Below are 14,199 nucleotides of genomic sequence, written 5' to 3' on the forward strand. Positions count from 1 at the left end.
GTCCCAGGCCGTCCCGGGCGGCCCCGGCCCGCCCCCGTACGCGGCCGGCCGCGGCCCTTCGCCGCGTCCCGACGGCGGCCGGACGCCGCCGGCCGCGGCCCGGACACCGCCGCCGAACGGGGCCGGACCGCATCCGAAGGGGGTGGGCGGCATCCGTGAGCCACGCCGAGTACAGTGCGGAGATCAGCAGACTTGCATGGTGAGGCCCCAGTGTTGACGCAGACCACCACCCGGGTCCTCGAGCCCAGTGATCTTGACGCCGCGCTCGAGGTCCTCGGACGCGACCCGGTCGCGAACGCCTTCGTCACTTCCCGGGTCCAGGTCGCGGGGCTCGACCCCTGGCGCCTGGGCGGCGAGATGTGGGGCTTCTACGTCGACGGCGAGCTCCGCGCGCTCTGCTACGCCGGAGCCAACCTCGTCCCCGTCTGCGCCGGTCCCGACGCCGTCCGGGCCTTCGCCGACCGGGCCCGCCGCACCGGCCGCCGCTGCTCCTCCATCGTGGGTCCCGTCGGGGCCACCCGGCTGCTGTGGCAGCTCCTGGAGCCCAGCTGGGGCCCGGCCCGCGACGTCCGCTCCCACCAGCCGCTCATGATCACCGAGCAGCGCTCCCGCGAGGTCGCGCCGGACCCGCTGGTCCGCCGGATCCGCAAGGAGGAGCTGGACCTGATCATGCCCGCCTGCGTGGCCATGTTCACCGAGGAGGTCGGCATCTCCCCGATGGCCGGCGACGGCGGACTGCTCTACCAGGCCCGGGTGGCCGAACTGGTCGCAACCGGCCGTTCCTTCGCCCGCGTCGAGGACGGCAAGGTCGTCTTCAAGGCCGAAATCGGTGCGGTGACCCCCCGCGCCTGCCAGGTCCAGGGCGTCTGGGTGGACCCCGAGTTCCGCGGCCGGGGGCATTCCGAGAGGGGGATGGCCGCCGTGATCGCGTACGCGCTCAGGGACGTGGCCCCCGTGGTCAGCCTCTACGTGAACGACTTCAACACCGCGGCCCGCGCCTCCTACCGCCGCGTCGGCTTCCGCGAGGTCGGCGCGTTCATGAGCGTCCTGTTCTGAGCGGCCTGTTCGCACGCCGCGATCCGAGCGCCCCGCGCCGCCCCTCCCGTTCCGGACGTCTTGTTCCGGGCGCCCGGCCGCGAGAGCGCCACCCGGGCCCCGCGATGGCATCCCCGCAGGCCGGGGGAGGCCAGTAAGGTCGCCGCATGCTGTCAACTCCCGGGGGAGAAGACCCCGACCGGCCCGCCGGACTACGGATCGGGCACCTCGACCTCGTCGGCCGCGTCGACGAGGCCCTGCACGTGCAGGCCCTGGCCTTCGGGCTCAGCGAGGAGGAGGTCGCCATCCGGCGCTTCATCGTGCAGCGCCACATGGGCTGCACCGGCGCCCGCGCGCTCGGCGCGTTCACCGCGGACGGGGAGCTGGCCGGCTTCGTCTACGGCATGCCCAACGACCGCGCCCACTGGTGGTCCGGGATCGTCGAGCCGTACCTGCGGGCCGGCGGCCACGACGGCTGGCTCGACGGCTCCTTCGTGATCACCGAACTGCACGTCCACCCCGGCTTCCAGGGCCACGGAGTCGGCCGCGCCCTCATCACCCGGATCACCGACACCGCCCCCGAACCGCGCTCGATCCTCTCCGCGATCGACACCGAGAGCCCGGCCCGCGGCCTCTACCGGTCGCTCGGCTACGAGGACCTCGCCCGCCGGGTCCTGTTCCCGAGCGCGAGCCTCCCGTACGCCGTGATGGGAGCCCCGCTGCCGCTGCGCAGGCACTGACCGGCGGCCCGCGGCCCCCGGTTCCCGAATCCCGTTTCCGGGGTCCGGGCGGCCCCTTGTAGCCTCTCGACATGTCGACGCAACAAGTGCAGCGTATGTCCCGTCTCATGGCCAAGACCCTCCGTGAGGACCCGGCCGACGCCGAGACCCTCAGCCACCGCCTCCTCGTCCGGGCCGGATACGTCCGGCGCAGCTCCGCCGGCGTGTGGACCTGGCTGCCGCTCGGCAAGCGGGTGCTGGACAACGTCTCGCGCGTCGTCCGCGAGGAGATGGACGCGATCGGCGCCCAGGAGGTGCTGCTCCCGGCGCTGCTGCCGAAGGAGCCGTACGAGATCAGCGGGCGCTGGTCGGAGTACGGGGACCTGCTCTTCCGGCTCAAGGACCGCAAGGGCGCGGACTACCTGCTCGGCCCCACCCACGAGGAGATCTTCACCCTGCTGGTGAAGGACCAGTGCACGTCCTACAAGGACCTGCCGGTCATGCTCTACCAGATCCAGACCAAGTACCGGGACGAGGCGCGGCCCCGGTCCGGCGTCCTGCGCGGCCGCGAGTTCCAGATGAAGGACTCGTACTCCTTCGACGTCTCGGACGAGGGCCTGGCGGAGTCGTACGCCCTCCACCGCGCGGCCTACCGGCGGATCTTCGAGCGGCTCGGCCTCGACCACCGGATCGTCTCGGCGGTGTCGGGCGCGATGGGCGGCTCGGCCTCGGAGGAGTTCCTGGCCCCGGCGCAGGCCGGCGAGGACACCTTCGCGGACTGCCCGGCCTGCGACTACGCGGCCAACACGGAGGCGGTGACCTTCGCCCTGACGGCGGCCGCGGGAGACCACGCCCCGCTGGAGGAGGTCCCCACCCCCGACACCCCGACCATCGAGAGCCTGGCCGCGCACCTCGGCGTCCCCGCGTCGGCGACGCTGAAGAACCTCCTCGTCAAGGTGGACGGGGAGATCGTCGCCGTCGGCGTGCCCGGCGACCGGGAGGTCGACCTCGGCAAGCTCGGCGAGCACCTGGCCCCCGCCGTCGTGGAGCTGGTGACGGCGGAGGACTTCACCGACCGGCCCGACCTCGTACGGGGCTACGTGGGCCCGCAGGGTCTGGAGAAGGTCCGCTACCTGGCCGACCCCCGGATCGCGCCGGGCACCTCCTGGGTGACGGGGGCCAACAAGCCGGACACGCACGCCCGGAACGTGGTCTGCGGGCGGGACTTCGAGGTGGACCGCTACCTGGACGTCGTGGTCGTCGAGCCGGGCGACCCCTGCCCCTCGTGCGGCGCGGGGCTGCGGCTCGACCGGGCGATCGAGATCGGGCACATCTTCCAGCTGGGCCGCAAGTACGCGGACGCCTTCGGCCTCGATGTCCTCGGCAAGGAGGGCAAGCCCGTCCGGGTCACGATGGGCTCGTACGGCATCGGCGTCTCCCGGGCGGTGGCCGCGCTGGCCGAGCAGACGGCGGACGAGCGCGGCCTGTGCTGGCCCGCGGCGGTCGCCCCGGCGGACGTGCACGTGGTGGCCGCGGGCAAGGCCGTGCCGCTCGCGCTCGCCGAGTCGGCGGCGCAGTCCCTGGCCGGCTCGGGACTGCGGGTCCTGCTGGACGACCGGCCGGGCCTGTCCCCGGGCGTGAAGCTCACGGACGCGGAGCTCATCGGCGTCCCCTGGATCCTCGTCGCGGGCCGCCGCTCGGCCGAGTCGGTCGTCGAGCTCCAGAACCGCGCCACGGGCACCCGCGAGGAACTGCCCCTCGAGGAAGCCCTCGCCCGCCTGGCCTAGTGCCGCGTCAGGCAACGTTCGCCCCATCGCGACGCCCGGCACGCACTCTCGCCGCACCGGCCGAAAGCCCAAGTACGTCCAGTACGAGCGCTTGCGGCCGGCACGCCGAGAGCACGCACCGGACGCCGCTCCTCAAGGGGCAAACCTTGCCCGACGCGGCACTAGGTGTCTCTTCCGGATCCTGCCGGGCCCGCGCCGCGGTCAGCCCCCCGCGGGCTCGTCGTCCTGCGGCGCGGCGGCCGGCTCCGGGCCCCCGCCCGGGGCGGCGGCGCCGGGATCCGCGCCCGGGGCCAGGGCCGGCCGGGCGCCACCGGCGCCGGGGTCCGTGCCCGGGGCGAGGGCCGGCCCGGCGCCACCGGCTCCGGCTCCGCCGGCCGCACCCGGATCCGCACCCGGATCCGGGCCCGGGGCCTCGGCCGGCCCGGCGGCACCGGCACCCGCTTCGGCCGGCCCGGCCTGGGGCGGCGGCGCCGCGCGCTCCAGGAACCGGAGGAGTTCCACCGGAAACGGCAGCACCAGGGTGGAGTTCTTCTCGGCGGCGACCGCGACCACCGTCTGGAGCAGCCGCAGCTGCAGCGCGGCGGGCTGGTCCGACATGACCGCCGCCGCCTCGGCCAGCTTGTGCGAGGCCTGCAGCTCCGCGTCCGCGTTGATGACACGGGCCCGCCGTTCCCGGTCGGCCTCCGCCTGCCGGGCCATGGACCGCTTCATGGTCTCGGGCAGCGACACGTCCTTGATCTCCACCCGGTCGATCTGGACGCCCCACCCCACCGCCGGGCTGTCGATCATCAGCTCCAGGCCCTGGTTCAGCATCTCCCGGTTGGACAGCAGATCGTCCAGGTCGGACTTGCCGATGATCGACCGCAGTGAGGTCTGTGCCATCTGGGAGACGGCGAACCGGTAGTCCTCCACCGCGATGATCGCGTTCGCCGCGTCCACGACCTTGAAGTAGACCACCGCGTCCACCCGGACCGTGACGTTGTCCCGGGTGATGCCCTCCTGGGCCGGCACCGGCATCGTCACGATCTGCAGGTTCACCTTGTGCAGCCGGTCCACGAGGGGAACGACCATCGTGTAGCCCGGCCCCCGGAGGCCCTCGCGCAGCCTGCCGAGCCGGAAGACGACGCCCCGCTCGTACTGGCGCACCACCCGGGAGGCGGCCCCCACGTAGGCCACGACTCCCACGCCCGCGGCGATTGCCGCGGTCAGAACTTCCTGGACCATGACGGCCTCCCGTGGGGCACGTCCTCCTGGCAGGGGCGCGCCCTACCAGGGTTATGCCCTACATCCAGCCCGCGAACTCGAGCAGCATCTCCGCGTCCTGCCGCCGCCCGGCCGCCAGCGCCCGGTTGCCCGATTCCACGGCCCGGAACAGCGTCCAGCCCCGCAGCCGCTCCCGGTCCACCTCCAGCGCGTCGGCCAGCTTGTTCACCCGGCGCCGGGCGCCCGAGGCCCCCGTCGAGGAGGCCACCTGGTCCTCGATCCGGTCGCGGACCAGCCGCGCCAGGTCGTACGCGCGCTCGCCGACCATCGGGTCCGGCCCCACCGCCAGCCACGGCGCGCGCTCGCCCGCCAGCACCTTGCCCTGCCGGAAGTTCCCGTGCAGCAGCAGTTCCTCCGCCGGGGCGGCCACCAGCTCCTCGCGGGCCGCGAGCGCCGCCGAGGCCAGCTCCGCGGCCTCCGGCGGGGCCTTGCGCAGGACCTCGGCCTGCGCCGACGTGCGCTCGGCGACCGTCTCCCAGCGGTGGCCCTGTGCCGGGGCCACCCAGAGCCTGCGCAGCGTGCCGCAGGCCTCCAGCAGCGCCTTGGCCTCCGGCAGCGACCGCAGGGACACCTCGGGGTGCAGCCGCTCCAGCAGCAGCGCCCCGTCCTCCTCGTGATGGCGGGAGTCGAGGACCCGTACGGCCCCGAAGCCGCCCCAGTGCGCCAGCGCGGCCAGTTCCCGGTCGGGCCGCAGGGCCGGCGGGGCCAGCTTCACCGTGGCCGGGGTCCCGTCGGCGTACCGGACGAGGACGACCAGGCTGCCGCGGCCGCCCGGGGCCTGCACCCGCTGGACCTGTACCTCACGCCGGATCAGCGCGGACCGCGCGAGCCCGGGCAGCTGCTCCAGCCAGTCCGCGGTCCGCGCCGATTCCGGCATCTCGCCGAGCGCCCGTACGAGCCGCTGCGGCGGTTCGAAAGCCATGCGTGGGTGGTCCCTTTCAGCTGTGTGCGGGCTCGTCGCGCGTGCGTGCGCGCCGGACGCGCGCTAGTTCTGCGCGGCGGCCGCCCGTTCCGTGAGCCCAGGGAAGGCTACGCCGACACCGCGCCAGCGTGCCGCGCGCACGGCCGCAGCGCTCAGCGCGTCGGCCGCCTCGCGGCGCAGCCGCCCCTCGGCGGACCGCACCAGATCGGAGTACGCGCCGGCCACCCGGTCCTCGATCACGGCGGCCAGCCGCTCGGCGTCGCCCGCCGTGCGCACCGCGAACGGCAGGGTGTACGCGGCCTCGGCCGGCCGGGGGGAACCGCCCAGCTCGCGCACGGTGCGGGCCAGCGCGTCGCGGCGGGCGAGGTGGCCGCCGTACGCCTCGCGGGCCTCGGCGGCGCGGGCGGCCGCGGCGCGGGCGCCGATCACGCCGTAGCCGTACGCGGCCGCGTGCTCGGCGGCGAGCGCGGCCTGCGCGGCCTCCAGGACCTGGCCGGCGGGGGAGGGATCGGAGGTCATGAGGAGGCTCCCTGGGTGGTGGTCAGCAGATAGGCGTGCACGTGGCCGCAGGCGGCCACCGAGGCCAGCATCCGGGCCAGCTCCCCGGGGGCCTCGGCCAGGGAGATCGTCCGCGCCTCGGCCAGGCTCCGCTCGGCGTCCGCGAGGGCGGTCAGCGCGTCGGCGGGCTGCGGCGGCACCGGCTCGGCGGCGGAGGGCGCGGCGGCCGGTGTGGCGGAGGGGGCGGCCGCACGAGGGGACGCGGAGCGCGACGGGGACGGGGAGGCGCCGTCCCCGGAGGCGAGGGCCGCCGTGTGCGAGGCGACCGAGGCGCGCAGCGGCGCGAGGCGCTCGGCCAGGACCGGATGGGCGGCGCTCGTCGCGTCGTAACGTTCCAGCAGACGCCCGCTGTCACGTACGGCTGTGTCACGCATCCGCCGTTCGAGTGAAATCTCAGGCGCCGCGCCGGGCGAGGCCCCGTCGGAGCAACCGCTGAGCAGCGCGGCGCCGGCGATACCCGTGGCCCCGGCGAGCAGGCTTCTTCGCGACGGCATGATCGAGGGCACGGGGACGTCCTTGGGTGACGGCGGGGCAGGGTGTGATCACGGTACCCGGGGGGCCCGCCCGCAGCGCGGACGGCAACACCCTCCGCGACCGGATACCCTTTGACCTGACACACGACGAAACCACAACAGCACACGCGGCCGAGGAGTCACCCGGATGAGCACCACCCAGAGCGACAGGCTGCGCGGGTTGCTGGAGCCCCTCGTCGCCGCCAAGGGCCTGGACCTCGAGGACATCGAGACGTCCAAGGCGGGCAAGCGCCGGATGCTGCGGATCATCGTGGACTCCGACGAAGGCGTGGAGCTGGACGCGTGTGCCGAGCTGAGCCGCGAGGTCTCGGACCTGCTGGACGAGACCGGAGCGATGGGCGAGGACGAGTACGTCCTCGAGGTGAGCTCGCCGGGCGCTGACCGCCCGCTGACCGAGCACCGTCACTACATCCGGGCGACCGGCCGCCTCGTGAAGTTCCAGACGGCCGACGGCGGGGAAATGATCGCCCGCATTCTCGACGTGGACGACGAGGGCATGGACCTCGAAGTCCCGGGCGTGAAGGGCCGCAAGGCGACCGCCCGGCGCATCGCATTCACCGACATCGCCAAGGCGCGTGTCGAGATCGAGTTCAACCGCAAGGACAAGAAGGAAGAGGAGGCGTAGTCGTGGACATCGACATGAGTGCCCTGCGGGGTCTGGTCCGGGAGAAGGAGATCTCCTTCGACCTGCTCGTCGAGGCGATCGAGTCGGCCCTCCTCATCGCGTACCACCGCACCGAGGGAAGCTTCCGGCGCGCACGCGTCGTGCTCGACCGCACCAACGGTCACGTGATCGTGTGGGCGACCGAGGACCCGAGGGACCTGGAAGAGGGCCAGGAGGCCAAGGAGTTCGACGACACCCCGTCGGACTTCGGCCGCATCGCCGCGACGACCGCCAAGCAGGTGATCCTGCAGCGTCTGCGCGACGCCGAGGACGACCTGACCTTCGGCGAGTTCCTGGGCCGCGAGGGTGATGTCATCACCGGCGTGGTGCAGCAGGGCAAGGACCCGAAGAACGTCCTCATCGACATCGGCAAGCTCGAGGCCATCCTGCCCGTGCAGGAGCAGGTGCCCGGTGAGGAGTACACGCACGGACTGCGCATCAAGGCGTACGTCGTGCGGGTGGCGAAGGGTGTCCGCGGTCCGTCCGTGACCCTGTCGCGCACCCACCCGAACCTGGTGAAGAAGCTGTTCGCGCTGGAGGTCCCGGAGATCGCCGACGGCAGCGTCGAGATCTGCGCGATCGCCCGTGAGGCCGGTCACCGCACCAAGATCGCCGTCCGGTCCACCCGCTCCGGGCTCAACCCGAAGGGCGCCTGCATCGGCCCGATGGGCAGCCGCGTGCGCAACGTGATGGCCGAGCTGCACGGCGAGAAGATCGACATCGTCGACTGGTCGGACGAGCCGGCGGAGATGGTCGCCAACGCCCTCTCGCCCGCCCGGGTGAGCAAGGTCGAGGTCGTCGACTGGGACACCCGCTCCGCGCGGGTGACCGTGCCCGACTACCAGCTGTCGCTGGCCATCGGCAAGGAGGGCCAGAACGCCCGCCTCGCCGCCCGCCTCACCGGCTGGCGCATCGACATCCGTCCCGACACCGAGCAGCCCTCGGACGAGGACGGCCGCGAGCGCGGCGAGCGTCGGGACGACCGCCGTGACGAGCGCGGCGAGCGCCAGGACGACCGCGGCGAGCGCCCGGGCGACCGGCGCGGGGAATAAAACCGGTACCGCCCGGGGCTTACCGGGCGGTACACAGGAACCATCGATCCACTGAGAACCGGTCCGACGTGCGCGACTGTCCGCAGCCGCCCCGCACGGCCGGGATCACGACAACATCCGTTCGATTTTTCGCCCGAAGGGGTGAGGTCGGTGCGGGGAGGTAGACTTAAGCGTGTCTGGCCGGACGCAAGCCCGCGCATGCCCCGAGCGCACCTGTATCGGGTGCCGGGAGCGAGCGGCCAAGAACGAGCTGCTGCGCATCGTGGCGGTCGGTGACGAATGCGTCCCCGATCCACGCGGTACGCTGCCCGGCCGGGGTGCCTACGTGCACCCCGCCGTGGTCTGCCTCGACCAGGCGGTCCGCCGCAGGGCGTTCTCCCGGGCCTTCAAGTCCGCAGGACCGCTCGACACGGTGGATCTGCGCAATGCCGTGGCCGACGAGGCCGGGGCGACACCGTAAAGAAGACGTAGTACGGCACGGATCACCGTGCGGTCAGGTACCTCGCGAGTTGGAAGTAGGTCGAGATTGCGATGAGCACCCCTCGATGAGTACGCGATGAGTACGAGCATGAAGTAGACACGGTCCGGCGTAACCCGGACCTAAAAGGAGCGAAGTGGCTAAGGTCCGGGTATACGAACTCGCCAAGGAGTTCGGAGTTGAGAGCAAGGTCGTCATGGCCAAGCTCCAGGAACTCGGTGAGTTCGTCCGTTCGGCGTCCTCGACGATCGAGGCGCCGGTGGTACGCAAGTTGACCGACGCATTGCAGGGACCCGGCGGCAACGCCGGCAAGTCCGCTGCGAAGCCGGGCGAGCCCCGCAAGGCCGCCCCCGCCAAGCCCGGGGCTCCGACCCCCGGCGCGGCTGCACGTCCCGCTGCCCCGAAGCCCGGCGCCCCGGCCCCCAAGCCGGTCGTCGCCGAGGCTCCGGCCGTCAGCGCCCCCGCCCCGGTGACCCCGGCCGCCACCGGCGGCCCGCGTCCGGGTCCGAAGGCTCCGGCCGCCTCGAAGCCCGCTCCGGCGGCTCCCGTGGCGACCGAGTTCTCCGCGCCTCCGGCGGCTCCCGCCGCCGCTGCCCCGGCGCGCACCGACCGGCCCGCCGGTCCCGGTGCCACCCCCGGCCCGCGTCCGGCGCAGCAGCGCCCCGCGGCCCAGGGTCAGGGCGGCCAGACCGGCGCCCGTCCCGGCGCCCCGCGTCCGGCCGGTGCCGCTCCGGCGCGTGCCGAGCGTCCCGCGGGTCCCGGTGCCCAGGCTCCGCGTCCCCAGGGCTCCCGTCCGGCCGGTCCCCGTCCGGGCAACAACCCCTTCACCTCTGGTGGCTCCACCGGCATGGCGCGCCCGCAGGCGCCCCGTCCGGCCGGCGCTCCCCGTCCCGGTGCCCCCGGCGCCGGCGGCGGCCAGGGTGCTCCCCGTCCGCAGGGCGGCCCCGGCGGCGCCCCGCGTCCCCAGGGTCAGGGCGCAGGCCGTCCGACCCCGGGCGGCATGCCCCGTCCGCAGGGTGGTGCCCCGCGTCCCGGTGGTGCTCCCGGTGGTAACCGTCCGAACCCGGGCATGATGCCGCAGCGTCCCGCTGCCGGTGGTCCCGGTCCCCGTCCCGGTGGCGGCCCCGGTGGCCGTGGTCCCGGTGCGGGCGGCGCCCGTCCCGGCGGCGCCGGTGGCGCGGGTCGTCCCGCGGGCGGCGGCTTCGCCGGCCGTCCGGCCGGTCCGGGCTCGCGTCCCGGCGGCGGCGGCGGCTTCGGCGGTCCCCGTCCCGGTGGTGGCGGCTTCGGCGGCGGTCCGGCTGGTGCCGGCGGCGGCGGTCGTCCCGGCTTCGGCGGGCGTCCCGGTGGTCCCGGTGCCCGTGGTGGCACGCAGGGTGCCTTCGGCCGTCCCGGCGGTCCGGCCCGTCGTGGTCGCAAGTCCAAGCGTCAGAGGCGCCAGGAGTACGAGGCCATGCAGGCCCCGTCCGTCGGCGGCGTGATGCTGCCCCGCGGCCACGGCGAGACCGTTCGCCTGTCGCGCGGTGCGTCCCTCACCGACTTCGCGGAGAAGATCAACGCCAACCCGGCGTCGCTCGTCGCCGTGATGATGAACCTCGGCGAGATGGTCACTGCCACGCAGTCCGTCTCCGACGAGACGCTCGAGATGCTGGCCGGCGAGATGAACTACGTCGTTCAGATCGTCAGCCCGGAGGAAGAGGACCGCGAGCTCCTCGAGGGCTTCGACATCGAGTTCGGCGAGGACGAGGGCGGCGAGGAATTCCTCATGCCGCGTCCGCCGGTCGTGACCGTCATGGGTCACGTCGACCACGGTAAGACCCGACTGCTCGACGCCATCCGCAAGACGAACGTCGTTGCGGGCGAGGCCGGTGGCATCACGCAGCACATCGGTGCGTACCAGGTCGGTACCGAGGTCAACGGTGAAGAGCGCAAGATCACCTTCATCGACACCCCCGGTCACGAGGCGTTCACCGCCATGCGTGCCCGTGGTGCCAAGTCGACCGACATCGCGATCCTCGTGGTCGCGGCCAACGACGGCGTCATGCCGCAGACGATCGAGGCGCTGAACCACGCCAAGGCCGCCGGCGTCCCGATCGTCGTCGCGGTCAACAAGATCGACGTCGAGGGTGCCGACCCGGTCAAGGTGCGCGGTCAGCTCACCGAGTTCGGTCTGGTCGCCGAGGAGTACGGCGGCGACACGATGTTCGTCGACATCTCCGCCAAGCAGGGTCTGCACATCGACTCCCTGCTCGAGGCCGTCGTCCTCACCGCCGACGCCTCGCTCGACCTGCGCGCCAACCCGGAGCAGGACGCTCAGGGTATTGCGATCGAGTCCCACCTCGACCGCGGCCGCGGTGCCGTCGCCACCGTCCTCGTCCAGCGCGGTACCCTCCGCGTCGGCGACACGATGGTCGTGGGCGACGCCTACGGCCGTGTGCGCGCCATGCTCGACGACAAGGGCAACAACGTCGAGGAAGCGGGTCCGTCGACCCCCGTCCTGGTCCTGGGTCTCACCAACGTCCCCGGCGCCGGCGACAACTTCCTCGTCGTGGACGAGGACCGTACGGCCCGTCAGATCGCCGAGAAGCGTGCTGCGCGAGAGCGCAACGCCAACTTCGCCAAGCGCGTCCGTCGCGTGTCCCTCGAGGACCTCGACTCCGTGCTCAAGGCCGGTCTGGTCCAGGAACTCAACCTCATCATCAAGGGCGACGCGTCCGGTGCGGTCGAGGCTCTCGAGTCCTCGCTGCTCCAGCTCGACGTCGGTGAAGAGGTCGACATCCGGGTCCTGCACCGCGGTGTGGGTGCGGTCACCGAGTCCGACATCTCGCTGGCGATGGGCTCCGACGCCATCGTCATCGGTTACAACGTCCGTGCGGCCGGCCGTGCCGCGCAGATGGCGGACCGCGAGGGTGTCGACGTCCGCTACTACTCGGTGATCTACCAGGCCATCGAGGAGATCGAGGCGGCCCTCAAGGGTCTGCTCAAGCCGGAGTACGAAGAGGTCGAGCTCGGTACGGCGGAGGTCCGCGAGGTCTTCCGCTCGTCCAAGCTGGGCAACATCGCGGGTGTTCTCATCCGCTCCGGCGAGGTCAAGCGCAACACCAAGGCGCGGCTCCTGCGCGATGGCAAGGTCATCGCCGAGAGCCTCACCATCTCCGGTCTGCGCCGCTTCAAGGACGACGTCACCGAGATCCGCGAAGGCTTCGAGGGCGGTATCAACCTCGGTTCCTACAACGACATCAAGATCGACGACGTCATCGCGACGTACGAGATGCGCGAGAAGCCCCGCGCGTAAGCGCGCGGCGGTTCGCACCGTGTCGTGACACCGGGGCCGGTCGGCGGAATATCCGTCGATCGGCCCCGGCCGTTGCGTGTACGGTTCTGGTGATCCTGCCGCGCGACGGCCGGCAGGCCACCGAACCCGCACCGGCGGGATATCCGGACCTGAATGTACGTGGGGACTCTGTCCTTCGATCTGCTCCTCGGCGACGTTCACTCGCTGAAGGAGAAACGCTCCGTCGTCCGGCCCATCGTCGCCGAGCTCCAGCGCAAGTTCTCTGTGAGCGCGGCCGAAGTGGGCGACCAGGACCTGCACCGCAGGGCCCGTATAGGGGTCGCTCTGGTGAGTGGGGACGCGGGGTTCCTCTCGGATGTACTGGACCGCTGCGAGCGGCTGGTCGCGGCACGTCCGGAAGTGGAGCTGCTGTCGGTACGGCGGCGGTTCCACGGTGATGAAGACTGACCGCAAGACTTGAGAAGGAGACGGACCAGTGGCCGACAATGCGCGGGCGAAGAAGCTGGCGGACCTCATCCGGGAGGTGGTGGCCGAGAAGCTGCAGCGCGGCGTCAAGGACCCCCGCCTCGGTACGCACGTGACCATCACGGACAGCAGGGTCACCGGCGACCTGCGGGAGGCCACGGTCTTCTACACGGTCTACGGCGACGACGAGGCCAGGGCCAACGCGGCAGCGGGCCTGGAGAGCGCGAAGGGCGTCCTGCGCTCCGCGGTCGGCCGGGCGGCGCAGACCAAGTTCACGCCGACCCTGACCTTCGTGGCGGACGCCCTCCCCGAGACCGCCAAGGGCATCGAGGAGCTCCTCGACAAGGCGCGTGCCTCCGACGCACAGGTGCGTGAGGTGTCCTCCGGCGCTCAGTACGCCGGCGACGCCGACCCGTACAAGAAGCCGGACGAGGACGAGGACGAGGGCGCAACCGCGGAATGAGCACCAACGCAGGGAAGACTCCGGACGGCCTGGTCATCGTGGACAAGCCGTCCGGCTTCACTTCGCACGACGTGGTCGCCAAGATGCGCGGGATCGCCAAGACCCGCCGCGTGGGCCACGCCGGCACGCTCGACCCGATGGCGACGGGCGTGCTGGTCCTGGGCGTGGAGAAGGCCACCAAGCTCCTCGGCCACCTCGCGCTCACGGAGAAGGAGTACCTCGGCACCATCCGGCTGGGCCAGAACACCCTGACGGACGACGCCGAGGGCGAGATCATCTCCTCCGTCGACGCCGCCGGGGTCACCCGGGAGGCCGTGGACGCGGGCATCGCCGCGCTGACCGGCGAGATCATGCAGGTCCCGTCCAAGGTCAGCGCCATCAAGATCAAGGGCGTGCGCTCCTACAAGCGCGCGCGGGACGGCGAGGACTTCGAGATCCCGGCCCGTCCGGTGACGGTCTCCTCGTTCCAGGTGTACGACATGCGGGAGGCGGAGGCCGAGGACGGCACCAAGGTCGTCGACCTCATCGTCTCCGTCGTCTGCTCCAGCGGTACGTACATCCGCGCACTCGCCCGTGACCTCGGCGCCGGCCTCGGCGTCGGCGGCCACCTCACGGCGCTGCGGCGCACGCGGGTGGGCCCGTACAAGATCGACCGGGCGCGCACGCTGGACCAGCTCCAGGAGGAGCTGACCGTCATGCCGATCGGCGACGCGGCGGCCGCGGCCTTCCCGCGCTGGGACCTGGACGCCCGGCGTGCGGGACTGCTGGCGACCCGCGGTCGGCGGCTCAAGCGCGCGCAGTCACCCGCCCGCCCCCCCCCCCCCCCCGCGGGGCGCCGCGGGGCCCCCGGCCCCCCCCCCCCCCCCCCGGGCCCCCCCCCCCCCCCGGGCCCCCCCGCGTCCGGGTCCGAAGGCTCCGGCCGCCTCGAAGCCCGCTCCGGCGGCTCCCGTGGCGACCGAGTTCCCCGC

Annotated in this window: 14 protein-coding genes; 10 read left to right on the forward strand and 4 right to left on the reverse strand. The window is 72.9% G+C overall.

Translation table 11 applies throughout. The features are described from left to right. The first annotated feature begins 210 nt into the window (after nucleotides 1-210). From ACWF9Z_RS15160 to ACWF9Z_RS15170, 3 genes are all read left to right on the forward strand, one after another. Complete coding sequence (locus ACWF9Z_RS15160; protein WP_453602134.1) at nucleotides 211-1,056, forward strand: GNAT family N-acetyltransferase; 846 nt, start codon at nucleotides 211-213, stop codon at nucleotides 1,054-1,056. A 146-nt stretch (nucleotides 1,057-1,202) separates the two neighbouring features. Beyond that, nucleotides 1,203-1,775, forward strand: coding sequence for a GNAT family N-acetyltransferase (locus ACWF9Z_RS15165; protein ID WP_453602137.1), 573 nt, complete (start codon nucleotides 1,203-1,205; stop codon nucleotides 1,773-1,775). Between the two features lie 71 nt (nucleotides 1,776-1,846). Continuing rightward, nucleotides 1,847-3,541, forward strand: a complete 1,695-nt coding sequence (locus ACWF9Z_RS15170) for a proline--tRNA ligase (protein ID WP_453602139.1) — start codon at nucleotides 1,847-1,849, stop codon at nucleotides 3,539-3,541. Between the two features lie 201 nt (nucleotides 3,542-3,742). On the opposite strand, the gene ACWF9Z_RS15175 is transcribed toward ACWF9Z_RS15170, so the two are convergent. The 4 genes from ACWF9Z_RS15175 to ACWF9Z_RS15190 all read right to left on the reverse strand — a co-directional run bounded on the left by ACWF9Z_RS15175 (nucleotide 3,743) and on the right by ACWF9Z_RS15190 (nucleotide 6,658). Next, nucleotides 3,743-4,765: a slipin family protein gene (locus tag ACWF9Z_RS15175; protein WP_453602142.1), complete on the reverse strand. Its 1,023-nt coding sequence runs from the start codon at nucleotides 4,763-4,765 to the stop codon at nucleotides 3,743-3,745. 58 nt (nucleotides 4,766-4,823) lie between these two features. Then, nucleotides 4,824-5,726: an aminoglycoside phosphotransferase family protein gene (locus ACWF9Z_RS15180; RefSeq protein ID WP_453602145.1), complete on the reverse strand. Its 903-nt coding sequence runs from the start codon at nucleotides 5,724-5,726 to the stop codon at nucleotides 4,824-4,826. Nucleotides 5,727-5,789: 63 nt separating this feature from the next. Beyond that, nucleotides 5,790-6,245: a DUF4439 domain-containing protein gene (locus ACWF9Z_RS15185; RefSeq protein ID WP_453602148.1), complete on the reverse strand. Its 456-nt coding sequence runs from the start codon at nucleotides 6,243-6,245 to the stop codon at nucleotides 5,790-5,792. Beyond that, on the reverse strand, nucleotides 6,242-6,658 hold the full coding sequence (locus ACWF9Z_RS15190; RefSeq protein WP_453602151.1) for a hypothetical protein: 417 nt from the start codon (nucleotides 6,656-6,658) through the stop codon (nucleotides 6,242-6,244). The genes ACWF9Z_RS15185 and ACWF9Z_RS15190 overlap by 4 nt, the downstream gene beginning before the upstream one ends. Nucleotides 6,659-6,944: 286 nt before the next feature. Between ACWF9Z_RS15190 and rimP the strand changes: the two genes are divergently transcribed. From rimP to truB, 7 genes are all read left to right on the forward strand, one after another. Then, nucleotides 6,945-7,442, forward strand: a complete 498-nt coding sequence (gene rimP / locus ACWF9Z_RS15195) for a ribosome maturation factor RimP (protein ID WP_453602154.1) — start codon at nucleotides 6,945-6,947, stop codon at nucleotides 7,440-7,442. A gap of 2 nt (nucleotides 7,443-7,444) precedes the next feature. Beyond that, a complete protein-coding gene (gene nusA / locus ACWF9Z_RS15200; protein ID WP_453602157.1) occupies nucleotides 7,445-8,533 on the forward strand; it encodes a transcription termination factor NusA in 1,089 nt (362 codons plus the stop codon). A gap of 172 nt (nucleotides 8,534-8,705) precedes the next feature. Continuing rightward, a complete protein-coding gene (locus ACWF9Z_RS15205) occupies nucleotides 8,706-8,993 on the forward strand; it encodes a YlxR family protein (RefSeq protein WP_356661415.1) in 288 nt (95 codons plus the stop codon). Nucleotides 8,994-9,147: 154 nt separating this feature from the next. Further along, a complete protein-coding gene (gene infB, locus ACWF9Z_RS15210) occupies nucleotides 9,148-12,303 on the forward strand; it encodes a translation initiation factor IF-2 (protein WP_453602160.1) in 3,156 nt (1,051 codons plus the stop codon). Between the two features lie 153 nt (nucleotides 12,304-12,456). After that, complete coding sequence (locus ACWF9Z_RS15215; protein ID WP_030030358.1) at nucleotides 12,457-12,750, forward strand: DUF503 domain-containing protein; 294 nt, start codon at nucleotides 12,457-12,459, stop codon at nucleotides 12,748-12,750. A 28-nt stretch (nucleotides 12,751-12,778) separates the two neighbouring features. Further along, nucleotides 12,779-13,231: a 30S ribosome-binding factor RbfA gene (rbfA, locus tag ACWF9Z_RS15220; protein WP_453602163.1), complete on the forward strand. Its 453-nt coding sequence runs from the start codon at nucleotides 12,779-12,781 to the stop codon at nucleotides 13,229-13,231. Then, nucleotides 13,228-14,199, forward strand: a 972-nt coding sequence (gene truB, locus ACWF9Z_RS15225; protein WP_453602165.1) for a tRNA pseudouridine(55) synthase TruB, incomplete at its 3' end; no start/stop codon positions are given. The genes rbfA and truB, both read left to right, overlap by 4 nt.

This window comes from Streptomyces sp. NPDC054961 (assembly GCF_053609145.1).

Bases quoted from the DNA above. Each gene is read 5' to 3' on its own strand.
- ACWF9Z_RS15190 (WP_453602151.1), bottom strand. From the start codon at position 6,658: ATGCGTGACACAGCCGTACGTGACAGCGGGCGTCTGCTGGAACGTTAC.
- ACWF9Z_RS15185 (WP_453602148.1), bottom strand. From the start codon at position 6,245: ATGACCTCCGATCCCTCCCCCGCCGGCCAGGTCCTGGAGGCCGCGCAG.
- rimP (WP_453602154.1), top strand. From the start codon at position 6,945: ATGAGCACCACCCAGAGCGACAGGCTGCGCGGGTTGCTGGAGCCCCTC.
- ACWF9Z_RS15215 (WP_030030358.1), top strand. From the start codon at position 12,457: ATGTACGTGGGGACTCTGTCCTTCGATCTGCTCCTCGGCGACGTTCAC.
- ACWF9Z_RS15165 (WP_453602137.1), top strand. From the start codon at position 1,203: ATGCTGTCAACTCCCGGGGGAGAAGACCCCGACCGGCCCGCCGGACTA.
- ACWF9Z_RS15175 (WP_453602142.1), bottom strand. From the start codon at position 4,765: ATGGTCCAGGAAGTTCTGACCGCGGCAATCGCCGCGGGCGTGGGAGTC.
- ACWF9Z_RS15180 (WP_453602145.1), bottom strand. From the start codon at position 5,726: ATGGCTTTCGAACCGCCGCAGCGGCTCGTACGGGCGCTCGGCGAGATG.
- ACWF9Z_RS15170 (WP_453602139.1), top strand. From the start codon at position 1,847: ATGTCGACGCAACAAGTGCAGCGTATGTCCCGTCTCATGGCCAAGACC.